The sequence below is a fragment of the Pseudomonas sp. TR47 genome, from assembly GCF_044143025.1.
In the GTDB taxonomy this organism is placed as follows: domain Bacteria; phylum Pseudomonadota; class Gammaproteobacteria; order Pseudomonadales; family Pseudomonadaceae; genus Aquipseudomonas; species Aquipseudomonas putida_E.
The window spans coordinates 185,573-200,519 of sequence record NZ_JBHFCS010000008.1 but is presented as its reverse complement, the minus strand read 5'-3'; the positions used below and the strand labels follow the sequence as shown (position 1 = coordinate 200,519).

Annotated in this window: 17 protein-coding genes; 15 read left to right on the top strand and 2 right to left on the bottom strand. The window is 62.4% G+C overall.

Annotation, left to right across the window (positions count from 1 at the left end; genetic code table 11):
* Positions 1-290: 290 nt before the first annotated feature.
* Genes rluC through ACEWE8_RS11700 form a run of 3 tightly spaced genes read left to right on the top strand, consistent with a single transcriptional unit; the run spans position 291 to position 2,959 of the window.
* Positions 291-1,247: a 23S rRNA pseudouridine(955/2504/2580) synthase RluC gene (gene rluC, locus ACEWE8_RS11710; RefSeq protein ID WP_046786564.1), complete on the top strand. Its 957-nt coding sequence runs from the start codon at positions 291-293 to the stop codon at positions 1,245-1,247.
* Between the two features lie 3 nt (positions 1,248-1,250).
* Positions 1,251-1,931 carry an HAD family hydrolase gene (locus ACEWE8_RS11705; protein ID WP_046786563.1) on the top strand — a complete coding sequence of 227 codons (681 nt, stop codon included), beginning with the start codon at positions 1,251-1,253 and terminating at the stop codon, positions 1,929-1,931.
* Between the two features lie 2 nt (positions 1,932-1,933).
* Complete coding sequence (locus ACEWE8_RS11700) at positions 1,934-2,959, top strand: S49 family peptidase (RefSeq protein WP_046786562.1); 1,026 nt, start codon at positions 1,934-1,936, stop codon at positions 2,957-2,959.
* Positions 2,960-3,037: 78 nt separating this feature from the next.
* On the opposite strand, the gene ACEWE8_RS11695 is transcribed toward ACEWE8_RS11700, so the two are convergent.
* Positions 3,038-3,616, bottom strand: coding sequence for a nucleoside triphosphate pyrophosphatase (locus ACEWE8_RS11695; RefSeq protein ID WP_046786561.1), 579 nt, complete (start codon positions 3,614-3,616; stop codon positions 3,038-3,040).
* 96 nt (positions 3,617-3,712) lie between these two features.
* On the opposite strand from ACEWE8_RS11695, the gene ACEWE8_RS11690 reads away from it, so the two are divergent.
* From ACEWE8_RS11690 to ACEWE8_RS11635, 12 genes are all read left to right on the top strand, one after another.
* The gene (locus ACEWE8_RS11690; RefSeq protein ID WP_012313431.1) at positions 3,713-4,240 is read left to right on the top strand and encodes a YceD family protein; all 528 of its coding nucleotides are present in this window, start codon (positions 3,713-3,715) and stop codon (positions 4,238-4,240) included.
* A 13-nt stretch (positions 4,241-4,253) separates the two neighbouring features.
* On the top strand, positions 4,254-4,436 hold the full coding sequence (rpmF, locus tag ACEWE8_RS11685) for a 50S ribosomal protein L32 (protein WP_010223221.1): 183 nt from the start codon (positions 4,254-4,256) through the stop codon (positions 4,434-4,436).
* 3 nt (positions 4,437-4,439) lie between these two features.
* Positions 4,440-5,450, top strand: a complete 1,011-nt coding sequence (gene plsX / locus ACEWE8_RS11680) for a phosphate acyltransferase PlsX (protein ID WP_080952128.1) — start codon at positions 4,440-4,442, stop codon at positions 5,448-5,450.
* A 127-nt stretch (positions 5,451-5,577) separates the two neighbouring features.
* Positions 5,578-6,516, top strand: coding sequence for an ACP S-malonyltransferase (gene fabD / locus ACEWE8_RS11675; RefSeq protein WP_046786559.1), 939 nt, complete (start codon positions 5,578-5,580; stop codon positions 6,514-6,516).
* Positions 6,517-6,532: 16 nt separating this feature from the next.
* Positions 6,533-7,273 carry a 3-oxoacyl-ACP reductase FabG gene (gene fabG / locus ACEWE8_RS11670; protein ID WP_046786558.1) on the top strand — a complete coding sequence of 247 codons (741 nt, stop codon included), beginning with the start codon at positions 6,533-6,535 and terminating at the stop codon, positions 7,271-7,273.
* A gap of 203 nt (positions 7,274-7,476) precedes the next feature.
* On the top strand, positions 7,477-7,713 hold the full coding sequence (gene acpP / locus ACEWE8_RS11665; protein WP_039603098.1) for an acyl carrier protein: 237 nt from the start codon (positions 7,477-7,479) through the stop codon (positions 7,711-7,713).
* A 174-nt stretch (positions 7,714-7,887) separates the two neighbouring features.
* The gene (gene fabF / locus ACEWE8_RS11660) at positions 7,888-9,132 is read left to right on the top strand and encodes a beta-ketoacyl-ACP synthase II (protein WP_046786557.1); all 1,245 of its coding nucleotides are present in this window, start codon (positions 7,888-7,890) and stop codon (positions 9,130-9,132) included.
* Positions 9,132-9,947 carry an aminodeoxychorismate lyase gene (pabC, locus tag ACEWE8_RS11655; RefSeq protein ID WP_046786556.1) on the top strand — a complete coding sequence of 272 codons (816 nt, stop codon included), beginning with the start codon at positions 9,132-9,134 and terminating at the stop codon, positions 9,945-9,947. Before fabF ends, pabC begins: the two co-directional genes overlap by 1 nt.
* A 4-nt stretch (positions 9,948-9,951) precedes the next feature.
* Positions 9,952-11,082 carry an endolytic transglycosylase MltG gene (gene mltG / locus ACEWE8_RS11650; RefSeq protein WP_046786555.1) on the top strand — a complete coding sequence of 377 codons (1,131 nt, stop codon included), beginning with the start codon at positions 9,952-9,954 and terminating at the stop codon, positions 11,080-11,082.
* 9 nt (positions 11,083-11,091) lie between these two features.
* Entirely contained in the window at positions 11,092-11,724 is a 633-nt protein-coding gene (gene tmk / locus ACEWE8_RS11645; protein WP_046786554.1) for a dTMP kinase, read from the top strand.
* Positions 11,717-12,703, top strand: a complete 987-nt coding sequence (locus ACEWE8_RS11640; protein WP_046786553.1) for a DNA polymerase III subunit delta' — start codon at positions 11,717-11,719, stop codon at positions 12,701-12,703. The genes tmk and ACEWE8_RS11640 overlap by 8 nt, the downstream gene beginning before the upstream one ends.
* A 30-nt stretch (positions 12,704-12,733) precedes the next feature.
* The gene (locus tag ACEWE8_RS11635; protein WP_046786552.1) at positions 12,734-13,516 is read left to right on the top strand and encodes a TatD family hydrolase; all 783 of its coding nucleotides are present in this window, start codon (positions 12,734-12,736) and stop codon (positions 13,514-13,516) included.
* Positions 13,517-13,789: 273 nt separating this feature from the next.
* Here ACEWE8_RS11635 and ACEWE8_RS11630 read toward each other — a convergent pair whose 3' ends face one another.
* Positions 13,790-14,923 (bottom strand): aminotransferase class V-fold PLP-dependent enzyme, encoded by a 1,134-nt coding sequence (locus ACEWE8_RS11630; protein WP_046786551.1) that lies wholly within the window; start codon positions 14,921-14,923, stop codon positions 13,790-13,792.
* Between the last annotated feature and the right edge of the window lie 24 nt (positions 14,924-14,947).

Genomic DNA, 14,947 nt, shown 5'->3' with positions numbered 1-14,947 from the left:
GTGCAAGCGTCGGGGCGGGCAGAGGTGCAGCGAAAAGAAGCGGGTAAGCAGGTGAAACACCGCACTTGTCGTTTTTTTTCGGTCTTCTCTACACAGCGCTGGTGGCGATTCCAGGCAATTCGGTAAACTGGCGAAAACCCCGTAGGACGGCCTCGCGTCCTGCAGAATTGCGTTGGTCAGGGACCGGCCAAGGGCCTGGTTCCGCTGGCCTGCCGCTTTTGGCGGCGTTCGCGACTATAGCAGTAATGATTAAGTGCTTCAATTCCATAAAAAATTGTTATGATCCCTTGATGACGACCAATACCCCTCCGACTTCCGGCGTTCAGCTGATCGAAGTCGCGCCGGAGCTTGCCGGCCAACGCATCGACAATTTCCTCATCACGGCGCTCAAGGGTGTACCCAGAACGCTGGTCTACCGCATCCTGCGCAAAGGCGAGGTCCGGGTCAACAAGGGCCGTGTCAAGCCTGAGTACAAGATCCAGGCGGGTGACATCGTCCGTGTGCCCCCTGTGCGCCTCCCCGAGCGTGACGAGCCGGCCCCGGTTGCCCAGGGGCTGCTGCAGCGCCTGGAAGCCGCCATCGTCTACGAAGACAAGGCGCTGATCGTGATGAACAAGCCGGCCGGTATCGCCGTGCATGGCGGCAGTGGCCTGAGCTTCGGTGTGATCGAGGCGCTGCGCCAGTTGCGCCCCGATGCCAAGGAGCTGGAGCTGGTGCACCGCCTGGACCGCGACACCTCGGGCCTGCTGATGATTGCCAAGAAGCGCAGCATGCTGCGCCATCTGCATGCCGCGCTGCGTGGCGATGGGGTCGACAAGCGCTACATGGCGCTTGTGCGTGGGCACTGGCCTACCTCGAAGAAGCAGGTCAATGCCCCGTTGCTCAAGAGCAACCTGCGTTCGGGCGAGCGTATGGTCGAGGTGAATGACGAGGGCAAGGAGGCGCTCACCATGTTCCGTGTGCTTCGCCGTTTCGGCGAGTTCGCCACCATTGTCGAGGCGCGCCCCATCACGGGGCGTACCCATCAGATTCGCGTACATACTCTGCACGCTGGCCACATGATCGCTGGTGACAGCAAGTACGGCGACGAGGATTTCAGTCGCGAGATTCGTGACTTGGGAGGCAAGCGCCTGTTCCTGCACGCCTATGCCCTCACGGTGCCGCTGCCTGATGGTGGTGAGCTCAAGCTCGAAGCGCCTGTGGACGAAGTCTGGGCGAAAACCGTGGAGCGTCTGGGGGCGTCCTGATTCATGAAAAAGTCTTACGAGTTGCTGATCTTCGACTGGGACGGCACCTTGGCCGACTCGATCGGGCGGATCGTCGAGGCGATGAATGCCGCCGCCGAGCGCGCCGGTGAGGCGCCAAGCCCGGAGGAGGCGGTCAAGGGCATCATCGGCCTGGCGCTTGGTGAAGCCATTTCAACCCTCTATCCGCACCTCGATCCTGTGCAGGTCGAAACCTTCCGTCAGCACTATGCCGACATCTATACGGCGCTTGATCAGCAGCCTTCTCCGTTGTTCGAGGGGGTGGTCGAGTCGCTGGATGCCTTCCGGGTCGAGGGTTATCGCCTGGCAGTGGCGACCGGCAAGGCGCGTCGTGGTCTGGATCGGGTGCTCAAGGCCAATGGCTGGGAGCGGTTTTTCGACATCACCCGCGCCGCTGATGAGACCCGTGGCAAGCCGCACCCGCTGATGCTCGAGGAAATTCTAGGGCATTGCGGTGTCGAACCTGGGCGGGCGCTGATGGTCGGAGATTCGGCATTCGATCTGCTGATGGCCAATAACGCCGGTATGCATTCTGTGGCCGTGGGCTATGGTGCCATGTCGCTGCAGGCGTTGGCCGAGTTCGGTCCGCAAGTGTGCATCGATCACTTTTCCCAGCTGCGCGAGTGGCTGGCAGGTTCTGCGCAAATCCAATTCCAAGGTAGGTGAGCATGGTTGACGAGTGGAAAGCACCCGGTTCCGAGACTGAAGAAGAGCGCCTGGCGCGCGAAGACCGTCAAGAGGATGAGCGTGTAGAGCGCAAAAGCTGGAAGCTGCTGGAGAAGACCCTGCTGGCCGGTGTCCAGGAGCAGCGCAGGGCGCGTCGCTGGGGGATCTTCTTCAAGCTGCTGACCTTCGTCTACCTCTTCGGTGTATTGGCCCTGTTCCTGCCTTGGACGGATATGGACAAGGCCGCTTCGCGCAGCACCAGCCATACCGCATTGGTGGAAGTGCGCGGGGTGATCGCCGATCAGGAAGCTGCCAGTGCCGACAATCTGGTCAAGAGCCTGCGCGAGGCGTTCAAGGATCCAAAGACCAAGGCCGTGGTCATGCGTATCAATAGCCCCGGAGGCAGCCCGGTGCAGGCAGGCTATGTCTATGACGAGATTCGCCGGCTGCGCGGCGAGTATCCGGACATCAAGCTGTACGCGGTAATCGCTGACCTGGGTGCGTCGGGTGCTTATTACATTGCCAGTGCGGCGGACGAGATCTATGCCGACAAGGCCAGCCTGGTGGGTTCCATTGGTGTGACGGCGGCCGGGTATGGCTTTGTGGGGTCGATGGAGAAGCTTGGTGTGGAACGGCGCACGTATACCGCCGGTGAGCACAAGGCCTTCCTGGATCCGTTCTCGCCGGAGAAGCCTGAAGAGCGGGCGTTCTGGCAGGGCGTGCTGAATACCACCCATCAGCAGTTCATTGCCATGGTCAAGCAGGGCAGGGGTGATCGCCTCAAAGACAAGGAGCACCCTGAGCTGTTCAGTGGCCTGGTGTGGTCGGGTGAGCAGGCCAAGGCGCTGGGGCTTGTCGATGGCCTGGGTAGCGCGAGCTATGTGGCGCGTGAGATCGTGGGGGAGAAGGAGTTGGTCGATTTCACGGTCGAAGAGTCACCGTTCGATCGCTTCTCCAAGCGCATTGGTGCCAGCGTGGCGGAGAAGTTGGCCATGTACATGGGCTTCCAGGGGCCTGCCTTGCGCTGAGTGCTTGCCTGGCCCCATCGCCGGCAATTGCTGCATAAGGCTTGCGGGTGATGGGGCGCAAGACCGCCTCTGGTGGTCTCAGGGCACTGTCACGCCTTCCGTGCTCAGCATATCCACCAGCCGGATCAACGGCAGCCCGATCAGGCTGGTGGCATCGCACCCGTGGGTGCTCTTGAACAAGCTCACACCCAGCCCCTCGGCCTTGAAGCTGCCTGCGCAATCGAGCGGCTGCTCGGCCGTCACGTAGCGCTCCACGCGCTCCCGGTCCAGTTCCCGCATCGTTACGGTAAACGGCACGCAATCGACCTGGCATTGCCCTGTGGCGGTGTTCAGCAGTGCCACCCCGGTCAGGAAGGTGACGTGCTGTCCGCTGGCCTCCAGCAATTGCTCGCAGGCGCGCTCGAAACTGTGCGGCTTGCCCAGAATCTGCTCGCCCAGTACCGCGACCTGGTCGGAGCCGATGATCAGGTGCTGCGGGTGGCTGCCGGCCAGTGCCTCGGCCTTCTGCCTGGCCAGGCGTCGCACCAGCTCTGTGGCGGGCTCGTCAGCGAGCCGCCGCTCGTCAAGGTCGGGGCTTGCCCAGGTGAAAGGCAGGCCCAGGCGCGCGAGCAGTTCGCGCCGGTAAGGGGAGCTGGAAGCCAGCAACAAAGGCAGCATGGTAGACTCCTGATCAGTTGATCCCGATTCTAACATGCAACATACCGCCGAATTTCCTTTGACAGGTGCAGGGGGCATCCCTAGAATGCTGCGCCTATGTTGAATGACCCGATTCCACCTCACGTTGACCCGCGCAAATTAGCCGATCGTGGCGTAACCCTTAACGGTTCGCTGCAACTCGCTGATTTGGAAAGACTCTGCGACCCGCTTTCCGACAATGTCGGTACGGTGCAGGCGAAGTTCGATTTTGAACGAGATGAACAGCACGTGGTGGTTATCCACAGCGAGCTGGATGTCGAAGTCAAAATGGTTTGCCAGCGTTGTCTTGAGCTGGTCACCCTGCCGATTCACAGCGAATGCACTTACGCTGTGGTGAAGGAGGGTGCGAATACCCAGTCGTTGCCGAAAGGCTATGACGTGCTGGAACTGGGCGAAGATCCTTTGGATCTGCAGGCCTTGATCGAGGAGGAGCTTCTGCTCGCCTTGCCCATCGTGCCTGCTCATCATCCGGAAGAATGCCAGCAGCCGGCGGGCGCAGACGAGCCCGAATCGAGCAAGGACGAGGTATCGCGGTCCAACCCGTTCAGTGTTTTGGCGCAGTTAAAGCGTGACCCAAACGTTTAGGAGTTAATCAATTATGGCTGTTCAGCAGAACAAAAAATCCCGCTCTGCCCGTGACATGCGCCGTTCGCACGACGCTCTGTCGGAAAACGCGCTGTCGGTAGAAAAGACCACCGGTGAAGTACACCTGCGTCACCACGTATCGCCAGAAGGCGTATACCGTGGTCGTAAAGTGATCGACAAGGGCGCTGACGAGTAATCCTTGTCTGCTCAGATCATCGCGATCGACGCAATGGGCGGGGACTTCGGTCCCCGCAGCATTGTCCAGGCTAGCATAGCCTGCCTTTCGGCTACCCCCTCGCTGCACCTGACCCTCGTCGGTCAACCATCCCTCCTAGAAGATCTTGTCAGTGGCCTTGCGGCTGCGGATCGTGCGCGCCTGCAGATTGTCGCTGCCAGTGAGGTGATCGGTATGGACGAGCGGCCATCCCAGGCGCTGCGCGGCAAGCCGGACTCGTCGATGCGCATCGCCCTTGAACTGGTGCGTGATGGCAAGGCCCAGGCCTGCGTCAGTGCCGGCAATACCGGCGCGCTGATGGCGTTGTCGCGCTTGGTGCTCAAGACGCTGCCGGGTATCGATCGGCCTGCCATGGTCGCGGCTATCCCGACTCAGGCGGGGTACTGCCAGTTGCTCGACCTGGGTGCCAATGTCGACTGCAGTGCCGAAAACCTCTACCAGTTCGCTGTAATGGGCTCGGTGGCCGCACAGGCCTTGGGTGTCCAGCGCCCGCGGGTGGCACTGTTGAATATCGGCACCGAGGACATCAAGGGCAATCAGCAGGTCAAGCTGGCTGCCACGCTGTTGCAGAACGCTCGCGGCCTCAATTATGTCGGCTTCGTCGAGGGTGATGGCCTTTATCGGGGGGAGGCGGACGTGGTGGTGTGCGACGGCTTTGTTGGCAATATCCTGCTCAAGTCCAGCGAGGGCCTGGCGACGATGATCGCTGCGCGCATCGAAAAACTGTTCAAGGGTGGCCCGTTGTCACGTGTTGCCGGGGCCGTCGCGATGCCGCTGCTCAAGCGTCTGCAGGCCGACCTGGCGCCGGCGCGGCATAATGGGGCAAGTTTTCTGGGGCTGCAGGGTATCGTCATCAAGAGCCATGGCTCGGCCGGCGTGCAGGGCTTTCAAAGCGCCATCCAGCGTGCGCTGATCGAGATCCAGGAAAACCTCCCGCAGCGCTTGCACGGGCGCCTTGAAGACCTGTTGCCTTAGGCATTTCGCCGATGAAGTGCTTAAATGTGACCGCTTGGTCCGCGTTTCCATCCAAGTTTTCAGTTTCCGCGTCTAGTCTTTGGCTCGGCGCACCCTATCCGACGACAAGATCATAAGGGCTTGTTCAATGTCTGCATCCCTCGCATTCGTCTTCCCCGGTCAAGGTTCCCAGTCGCTGGGCATGCTCAAAGAACTGGGCGCTGAAAAGCCGGTGATCGTTGAGACCTTCAAGGAAGCCTCCGAGGCTCTGGGTTACGACCTGTGGGAGCTGGTCCAGGAAGGCCCGGAAGAGCAACTCAATCAAACCGACAAGACCCAACCGGCCATTCTCACTGCCTCCATCGCCCTGTGGCGCCTGTGGCTGGAGGAGGGTGGCGCGCAGCCGGCCTTCGTGTCGGGCCACAGCCTGGGCGAGTACAGCGCTCTGGTCGCTGCTGGCAGCCTGTCGCTCAAAGACGCCGTCAAGCTGGTCAAGCGCCGTGGCGAACTGATGCAGGAAGCCGTGCCGGCCGGTCATGGCGCCATGGCCGCCATCCTCGGCCTGGGCGACGATGATGTGAAGGCCATTTGCGCCGAAGCGGCCGAAGATGAAGTGGTCAGCGCAGTCAACTTCAACTCGCCGGGCCAGGTGGTCATCGCCGGCAACGTCGCGGCGGTCAATCGTGCCATCGAGCTGTGCAAGGCCAAGGGCGCCAAGCGCGCCTTGCCGCTGCCGGTCAGCGTGCCGTCGCACTGCGCCCTGATGAAGCCGGCTGCCGATCGTTTCGCCGAGCACGTCAATGCCGTCGAATGGAAGGCGCCGCAGATTCCGGTAGTGCAGAACGTTACTGCCGCCGTCGCCGCCGACCTCGACACCCTCAAGCAGGATCTGCTGGCGCAGCTGTATCAGCCGGTTCGCTGGGTTGAATGCGTGCAGACCCTCGCTGCGAACGGCGCGGTCAACCTGGTCGAATGTGGCCCGGGCAAGGTGCTGGCTGGCCTGAACAAGCGTTGCGCCGACGGTGTGACCACCTACAACCTCAATACCCCCGACGCCGTCGCCGCCACCCGTGCGGCGCTGGCCTGAATTTGGAGAAGCTTGCATGAGCCTGCAAGGTAAAGTTGCATTGGTTACCGGCGCCAGCCGAGGTATCGGCCAGGCCATCGCCCTCGAGCTGGGCCGCCAGGGCGCTACCGTGATCGGTACCGCCACCTCGGCTTCCGGTGCCGAGCGCATCGCTGCCACCCTGAAAGAGCACGGTATCACCGGTACCGGCATGGAGCTGAACGTCACCAGCGCCGAGTCGGTGGAGGCGGTACTGGGTGCCATCGGCGAGCAGTTCGGTGCCCCGGCCATTCTGGTCAACAACGCTGGCATCACCCGCGACAACCTCATGCTGCGCATGAAGGACGACGAGTGGTTCGACGTGATCGACACCAACCTGAACAGCCTCTACCGTTTGTCCAAGGGCGTGCTGCGTGGCATGACCAAGGCGCGTTGGGGTCGTATCATCAGCATCGGCTCGGTCGTCGGTGCCATGGGTAACGCTGGCCAGGCCAACTATGCGGCCGCCAAGGCCGGCCTGGAAGGCTTCAGCCGCGCCCTGGCGCGTGAAGTCGGCTCGCGCGGCATCACCGTCAATTCGGTGACCCCAGGCTTCATCGATACCGACATGACCCGCGAATTGCCAGAAGCGCAGCGCGAAGTCCTGCAGACCCAGATTCCGCTGGGCCGCCTGGGTCAGGCCGAAGAAATCGCCAAGGTGGTTTCCTTCCTGGCATCCGACGGCGCAGCCTATGTCACCGGCGCTACCGTGCCGGTGAACGGCGGGATGTACATGTAACACTGCAACTCAATGTGACGGATTGCTTAAAAAAAGAGTCATACTCCCAGCCTAAAATCCGTTATAAAGCTGCAACCAGATTCCAGGCAGGGGGCAGGGTGACTGAAGCGAAGGTGCGTTCCGCTTGAAAAGCGAACGTCTTTCTATAAAATTGGTCACCGGCCAGCTGCCTGACATATATCCATTAGGAGTGAAAACTAGGTATGAGCACCATCGAAGAACGCGTCAAGAAAATCGTCGCCGAGCAACTGGGCGTCAAGGAAGAGGAAATCAAGAACGAATCTTCTTTCGTTGATGATCTGGGTGCCGACTCGCTTGACACCGTTGAGCTGGTGATGGCTCTGGAAGAGGAATTCGAGACCGAAATCCCTGACGAAGAAGCCGAGAAGATCACTACCGTTCAAGCTGCCATCGACTACGTCAACGCCCACCAGGCTTAAGACGCTGTAGTCGACGCTTCTTGTCGAGAAGAACCGCACTGCCTTTGCCGGCGTGCGGTTTTTTCTTTGCGAAGGTCCTGCAATGATCCGCGGGCTTCGAGAGCCTGTTGCCATTTCATTCCATTGCCTTGAATGCAATGGCAAGAGACTCTGTTATTAGAAAAGGAGAGTACTGTGTCGCGTAGACGCGTCGTGGTCACTGGTATGGGTATGCTGTCGCCACTGGGTACGGATGTACCGAGCACCTGGCAGGGCATTCTGGCTGGCCGCAGTGGCATCGGTCCGATCGAGCATACGGACCTTTCTGCCTACTCCACCCGTTTTGGCGGCTCGGTGAAGGGCTTTGAGGTCGAGCAGTACCTGTCGGCCAAGGAAGCTCGCAAGCTTGACTTGTTCATCCAGTACGGCCTGGCGGCCGGTTTCCAGGCGGTACGCAATGCCGGCCTGGAAGTCACCGACGCCAACCGCGAGCGCATTGGCGTGGCCATGGGCTCTGGGATCGGCGGCCTGACCAATATCGAAGAAACCAGCCGCACCTTGCACGATCAAGGCCCGCGCCGCATTTCGCCGTTCTTCGTGCCAGGCTCGATCATCAACATGATCTCCGGCTTCCTGTCGATCCATCTGGGGTTGCAGGGCCCCAATTATGCCATTGCCACTGCCTGCACCACTGGCACCCACTGCATCGGCATGGCTGCTCGCAACATCGCCTACGGTGAAGCCGACGTGATGATCGCCGGTGGCGCCGAAATGGCCGCTTGCGGCTTGGGCATGGGTGGCTTCGGTGCTTCTCGCGCACTGTCGACCCGCAACGATGAGCCGGCCCGTGCCAGCCGCCCGTGGGACAAGGGGCGTGACGGTTTTGTACTCTCCGACGGCGCCGGTGCGCTGGTGCTCGAAGAGCTGGAGCATGCCCAGGCCCGTGGTGCGACCATCTATGCCGAGCTGGTTGGTTTCGGCATGAGCGGCGACGCTTACCACATGACTTCGCCACCCGACAGTGGCGAAGGCGCTGCGCGCTGCATGGCCAACGCCTTGCGTGATGCTGGCATCCAGCCGGCTGAGGTCAGCTACATCAACGCCCACGGTACCTCGACTCCGGCTGGCGATATCGCTGAAGTCGCGGCGATCAAGCGCGTGTTTGGCGAGCACGCCTACAAGCTGGCTGTCAGCTCGACCAAGTCGATGACCGGTCACCTGCTGGGGGCTGCGGGCGCTGTAGAGGCCATCTTCAGCGTGCTGGCGATCAACAGCCAGATGGCACCGCCAACCATCAACCTTGATGAGCCGGACGAAGGCTGCGACCTCGACTTCGTGCCCCATCAGGCGCGCAGCATGCCGATCGACGTAGTGCTGTCCAACTCGTTCGGCTTTGGTGGCACCAACGGCTCGCTGGTGTTCCGCCGGTTCGCCGGCTGATGCACAGCTGGATCGACGGCCAGCCCGCGACTGCGGTCAACCTGCAGAACCGTGGCCTGGCCTACGGCGATGGTCTGTTCGAGACCATCGCCGTACGCAGTGGCCGCCCCAGCATGCTGGACGGTCACCTGGCGCGTCTGGCCCTGGGCTGCCAGCGCCTGGCAATCGATGCCGACCTGGCGTTGGTGCGCGATGAAATCCTGCGTTATGCCAGCCAACTGGGTGACGGTGTCGCGAAACTGATCCTCACCCGGGGCGATAGCCAGCGTGGCTATGCGCCGATGGCAGGTGCCGCGCCGCGGCGCATCCTGCTGGGCAGCCCGCTGCCCGGCTACCCTGCCGAACATGCCGAACACGGTGTGCGTCTTTTTCCTTGCCAGACCCGGCTTGGGGAACAACCGTTGCTGGCAGGCCTCAAACACCTCAACCGCCTGGAGCAGGTGCTGGCCCGTGCCGAATGGCAGGACAGTGAACATGCCGAAGGCTTGATGTGTGATGGGCAAGGCAGGCTGGTCGAAGGTGTTTACAGCAATCTTTTCCTGGTGCGCGGCGGCGTGTTGCTTACTGCCGAGCTCAGCCGTTGCGGCGTGGCAGGGGTGATGCGCGGTGCGTTGCTGGAACAGGCGCAGGCACTGGCCATTCCGGTGCAGGTGCGTGACCTGCCGTTCGACGAGCTTGCGCTGGCCGATGAGGTATTCATCTGCAACAGCGTTTATGGGGTCTGGCCGGTGCGGGCTTTTGCTGCGCTGAACTGGTCGCCGGGCCCGCTCACCCGTAAACTGCAGGCCTTTGCCCGTACGTTACTGGATACCTGAATTCGTGAGACGCAAAATCCTGCTGCTGCTGGAAATGGGCTTGATCCTGGCCGGCCTGGCATTGGGCTGGTCTGCCTGGAAGGTCAACTCGGTGCTGGAGCAGCCCTTGCGCGTGACGCAGGAGCAACTGCTCGACGTGCCCAGTGGCACCAACCCCAATCGCATGTTCTACCGCATGGAGGGCGAGGGGTTGCTCGATGACGCCTTCTGGTTGCGCCTGTACTGGCGCTTCAACATGGCCGGCACACCCCTGAAAACCGGCGAATATCGCATCACGCCGGGCATGACCGTCGAAGCGTTGTTCGACGCCTGGCGCCGTGCCGATGTGGTGCAGTACAACCTGACCCTGGTGGAGGGTTGGACATTCCGCCAGGTGCGTTCGGCGATCGCCAGGCACGAGAAGATCAAGCACACCCTCGATGGCCTTACCGACTCCGAAGTCATGGACAAGCTTGGCCACACCGGCGTGTTTCCGGAGGGCCGGTTCTTCCCTGATACCTACCGTTTCGTGCGGGGCATGAGTGACGTCGAGCTGCTGCAACAGGCCTATATGCGGCTGGACGAAGTGCTGGCCAAAGAGTGGGCCGAGCGCGCCACCGACCTGCCTTATCGTGACCCGTACCAGGCGTTGATCATGGCCTCGTTGGTGGAGAAGGAAACCGGCATCCCCCAGGAGCGCGGGCAAATTGCCGGGGTGTTCGTTCGTCGCCTGCGGCTGGGCATGATGCTGCAGACAGACCCTACGGTCATCTACGGTATGGGCGAACGCTACAACGGCAGAATCACCCGTGCCGACCTGCGTGAGCCAACGCCTTACAACACCTATACCATCTCTGGTCTGCCGCCCACGCCGATCGCCATGGTCGGGCGAGAGGCGATCCACGCTGCGCTCCATCCAGCCGATGGCACCAGCCTGTACTTCGTCGCCCGGGGTGATGGCAGCCATGTGTTCTCCGATGACTTGGACGATCACAATTCTGCAGTGCGCGAGTATCAGCTCAAGCGCCGTGCAGACTACCGGTCAAGCCCCGCTCCCCAAGCGTCGCCAGAGTCTGGCGAACCCTCTGCCCAGGACCCGGCACCGGCCAGCGACCCCGCGCCGGCCGACGCGCCTGCGGCTGACGAACAACATTAAGGACTGCCTGTGAGCGGCTTGTTTATTACCCTGGAAGGCCCCGAAGGCGCGGGCAAAAGTACCAACCGTGATTACCTGGCAGCACGCCTGCGAGAGCAGGGGCTGGATGTGGTGCTTACCCGCGAGCCTGGCGGTACTCCGCTGGCTGAAAAGGTCCGCGAACTGCTGTTGGCACCGAGTGATGAAGTGATGGCTGCCGACACCGAGCTGTTGTTGGTGTTCGCCGCGCGCGCTCAGCATCTGGCGCAGGTGATCCGCCCGGCGCTGGAGCGTGGGGCCGTGGTGCTATGTGATCGTTTCACGGACGCTACCTACGCCTACCAAGGCGGTGGCCGCGGCCTTTCGGTAGAGCGGATCGCCGTGCTCGAGCAGTTCGTTCAAGGCGAGCTGCGCCCCGACCTGACGCTGGTTTTCGACCTGCCGGTGGAAGTAGGGTTGGCCCGTGCTGCCGCCCGTGGGCGGCTGGATCGTTTCGAGCAGGAGGGCCAGGCCTTCTTCGAGGCCGTGCGCCAGGCTTACCTGCAGCGCGCCCGGCGCGAGCCGCAGCGCTACGACCTGCTGGACGCGGCGCAGCCGCTGGAAGCCGTGCAGCGCGCCATTGACGCGCTGTTGCCGGGCATCCTGGAGCGTTGCCGTGGCTGAAGCCTACCCTTGGCAGCAGGCGCTGTGGCAGCAGTTGGCGGGCCGTGCGCAGCATGCCCACGCCTACCTGCTGCACGGGCCGCAGGGTATCGGCAAGCGCGCCTTGGCCGAGCGCCTGATGGCCCGCTTGTTGTGCCAGCAGCCACAGGGGCTTGATGCCTGCGGGCAGTGCAAGTCCTGCTTGCTGCTCAAGGCGGGCAGCCATCCGGACAACTTTGTGCTGGAGCCTGAAGAGGCTGACAAGCCGATCAAGGTCGATCAGGTGCGCGAGCTGGTGTCGTTCGTCGTGCAGACGGCGCAGTTGGGCGGGCGCAAGGTCATCCTGATCGAGCCGGTCGAGGCGATGAACGTCAATGCGTCCAACGCCCTGCTCAAAAGCCTGGAAGAGCCTTCCGGCGACACCGTGCTGCTGCTGGTCAGCCACCAGCCCAGCCGGCTGTTGCCGACCATCAAGAGCCGCTGCCAGCAGGTCAGCTGCCCGCAGCCGAGCCTTGCCCAGAGCCAGGCCTGGCTGGCCACCGCGCTGGCCGGCAGTGACGAGGCCGAGCGTGACGAGCTGCTGACCCTCGCTGCCGGCTCGCCGTTGATGGCGGTGAACCTGCAGGCCCAAGGTGTGCGCGAGCAACGTGCGCTGGTGACCGATGGGGTGAAAAAGCTGCTCAAGCAGCAGCAATCACCCAGTCAGCTGGCCGAGGCGTGGAGTGGTGTGCCCTTGTTGCTGCTGTTCGACTGGTTCTTCGACTGGTCGCACCTGATCCTGCGTTATCAATTGACCCAGGACGAGGAGGGGCTAGGCTTGGCCGATATGCGCAAGGTGGTGCAATACCTTGCGCAGAAGAGCCGGCAGGCCAAGGTGCTCGAGGTGCAGGCGTGGATTCTCGAGCAGCGCCAGAAGGTGCTGGGCAAGGCCAACCTCAACCGCGTGCTGCTGCTGGAAGCCTTGTTGGCCCATTGGGTGCAGTTGCCCGGCTCCCGCTGATGTTTCATTTTTTCATGTGTGACGTCTCCCATGCTCGTAGATTCTCATTGCCACCTCGACCGTCTTGACCTCAGTGCCCATCAGGGCTCCCTCGATGCCGCCCTGCAGGCGGCCCGCGAGCGCGGGGTCGGGCATTTTCTGTGTATCGGTGTCAGCGCCGAAAATGCCGGGGCAGTGAAGGCGCTGAGCGAGCAGTACGCCGATGTCGACTGCTCGGTGGGCGTGCACCCGCTTGACCTGGCCCCCGGCGAGACCCCGGCGCTGGAATGGCTCCTGCGCGAATTGGCGCACCCGCATGTCGTCGCGATCGGTGAAACCGGGTTGGACTACCACTACGAGCCGGAGGCGGCCGAGCTGCAGCAGGCGTCGTTCCGCCTGCACCTGGAGGCGTCGCGCCAGACCGGCAAGCCGGTGATCGTGCATACGCGAGCAGCCAAAGCCGACACCTTGGCGCTGCTGCGTGAGGCCAGCCTGCCGCAGGCTGGTGTGCTGCATTGCTTCACCGAGGACTGGGAGATGGCCAAGGCGGCCCTGGACCTGGGTTACTACATTTCGCTGTCCGGTATTGTCACCTTCCGCAATGCCGATGCCTTGCGCGAGGTGGCGCGACAGGTGCCGGTCGATCGCTTGCTGGTGGAGACCGACTCGCCGTACCTGGCTCCGATTCCTTACCGTGGCAAGCCGAACCTGCCGCAGTATGTGCGTGAGGTGGCCGAGTACGTGGCTTCCTTGCGCGGCGTCAGCTATGAGCAGTTGGCCGGGCAGACCACCGACAACTTCAAGCGGTTGTTCCCTTTGGCCCGGGTGGTCTGAGCCGGGCGCTGACTCTCAAGGGCGCTGCAAATCTGCCCGTGGCCCCAGCTGCGCCATTGAGGCAAAAAAAACCCGGGTTCTGGGGGAGGAATCCGGGTTAAGACCATTAGGAGTAAAACAAAGGTACGCGGTCCGTGAGCACCTTTATCGACGCGCCACTGGGGGGGATGCGCCGCGCCAACACTTCAAGTATTGGTCAGGTTTGGCGCAGTGCCAGTGCCAATTGTTCGTTTTTTAAACAGATTTGGAATACGCCCGGGCCCGCTTCCTTCCTCAGCGCATGGCCAGGCGCCGTACTTGCTGCACAGCTTCGTCGATAAGCCGCTCACTGGTATAGAAGTGCGGCGAAAAGCGCACACCTGGACCTCGTAGGGCACAGATCGTCCGCTCTGCGGTCAGGGTGCGATGAATGTCTGCGCTGTTCTGGCCGGAAATACTGAATGTGACGATTCCACCCCGTCGCTCCGGGCTATCCGGGCTGTGTAACTGGACCCCGGAAATACCCGCCAGCCCTTGGTGCAACTGCTCGACACGTTGCTGCAATTGCCGGGCAACTTCGTCCATGCCGACTTCCTCGAGCAGCGACAGGCTGGCCTCCAGCGCGCAGGCGCCGAGCATGTTCGGGCTGCCGCATTCGAACCGCCGTGCGCTGCGGGCGGGTTGCCACTGGCGGCGTTCGAAGTCACCCAGATTATCCAGCATGTGCCAGCCATAGGCGTTGAGCCTTAGCTGCGGGCGCAGCGCGGCCCTGCAGTAAAATACCCCCAGGCCTTCAGGGCCCAGCATCCATTTGTGCCCGTCAGCCATGGCGAAATCACACTCATAGCGCTGCACGTCGAAAGGCAGGGCGCCAATTTGCTGAATGGCATCGACGCAGAACAGTACCTTGCGTGCCCGGCACCCCTGGCCCAGGCGCGTCAGGTCCAGGCGCAGGCCGCTGCCGAACTGCACGGCGCTGATCGCCAGCAGGCGTGTGCGCCGGTTGCAGGCCGCCAGTAACGAAGCCTCCGGATCGGCCCCGGCGAGGCTTGCCTGAACCACCTCGACGCCGCGATCGGTCAGCGCCTCCCAGACAACCCGGTTGGAGGGGAACTCCTCGTCGCTGATCACCACCTGGTCGCCGGGTTGCCAGTCCAGGCCGAAAGCTACCAGTGACAGCGCCTCGGAAGTGTTCTTGACCAGCGCGATATCGCCGCGTGAGGGTGCGTTGAGCAGGCGCGCGAGCCGCTCACGCAGGCGTCGCTCGGTGGCCAACCATGCCGGGTAGTCACTGGCGCCCAGGTTCACGTTTTCCCGCGCAAAGCGCGCCACGGCTTCGCTGGCCCTGCGTGGCCAGGGGGCGATGGCCGCGTGGTTCAGGTAGCGCAGCCCCGGAGCCTGGTCAAACTCATCGTGAAACATAGACATGGTTGGATGATCCGTGCAATTTGC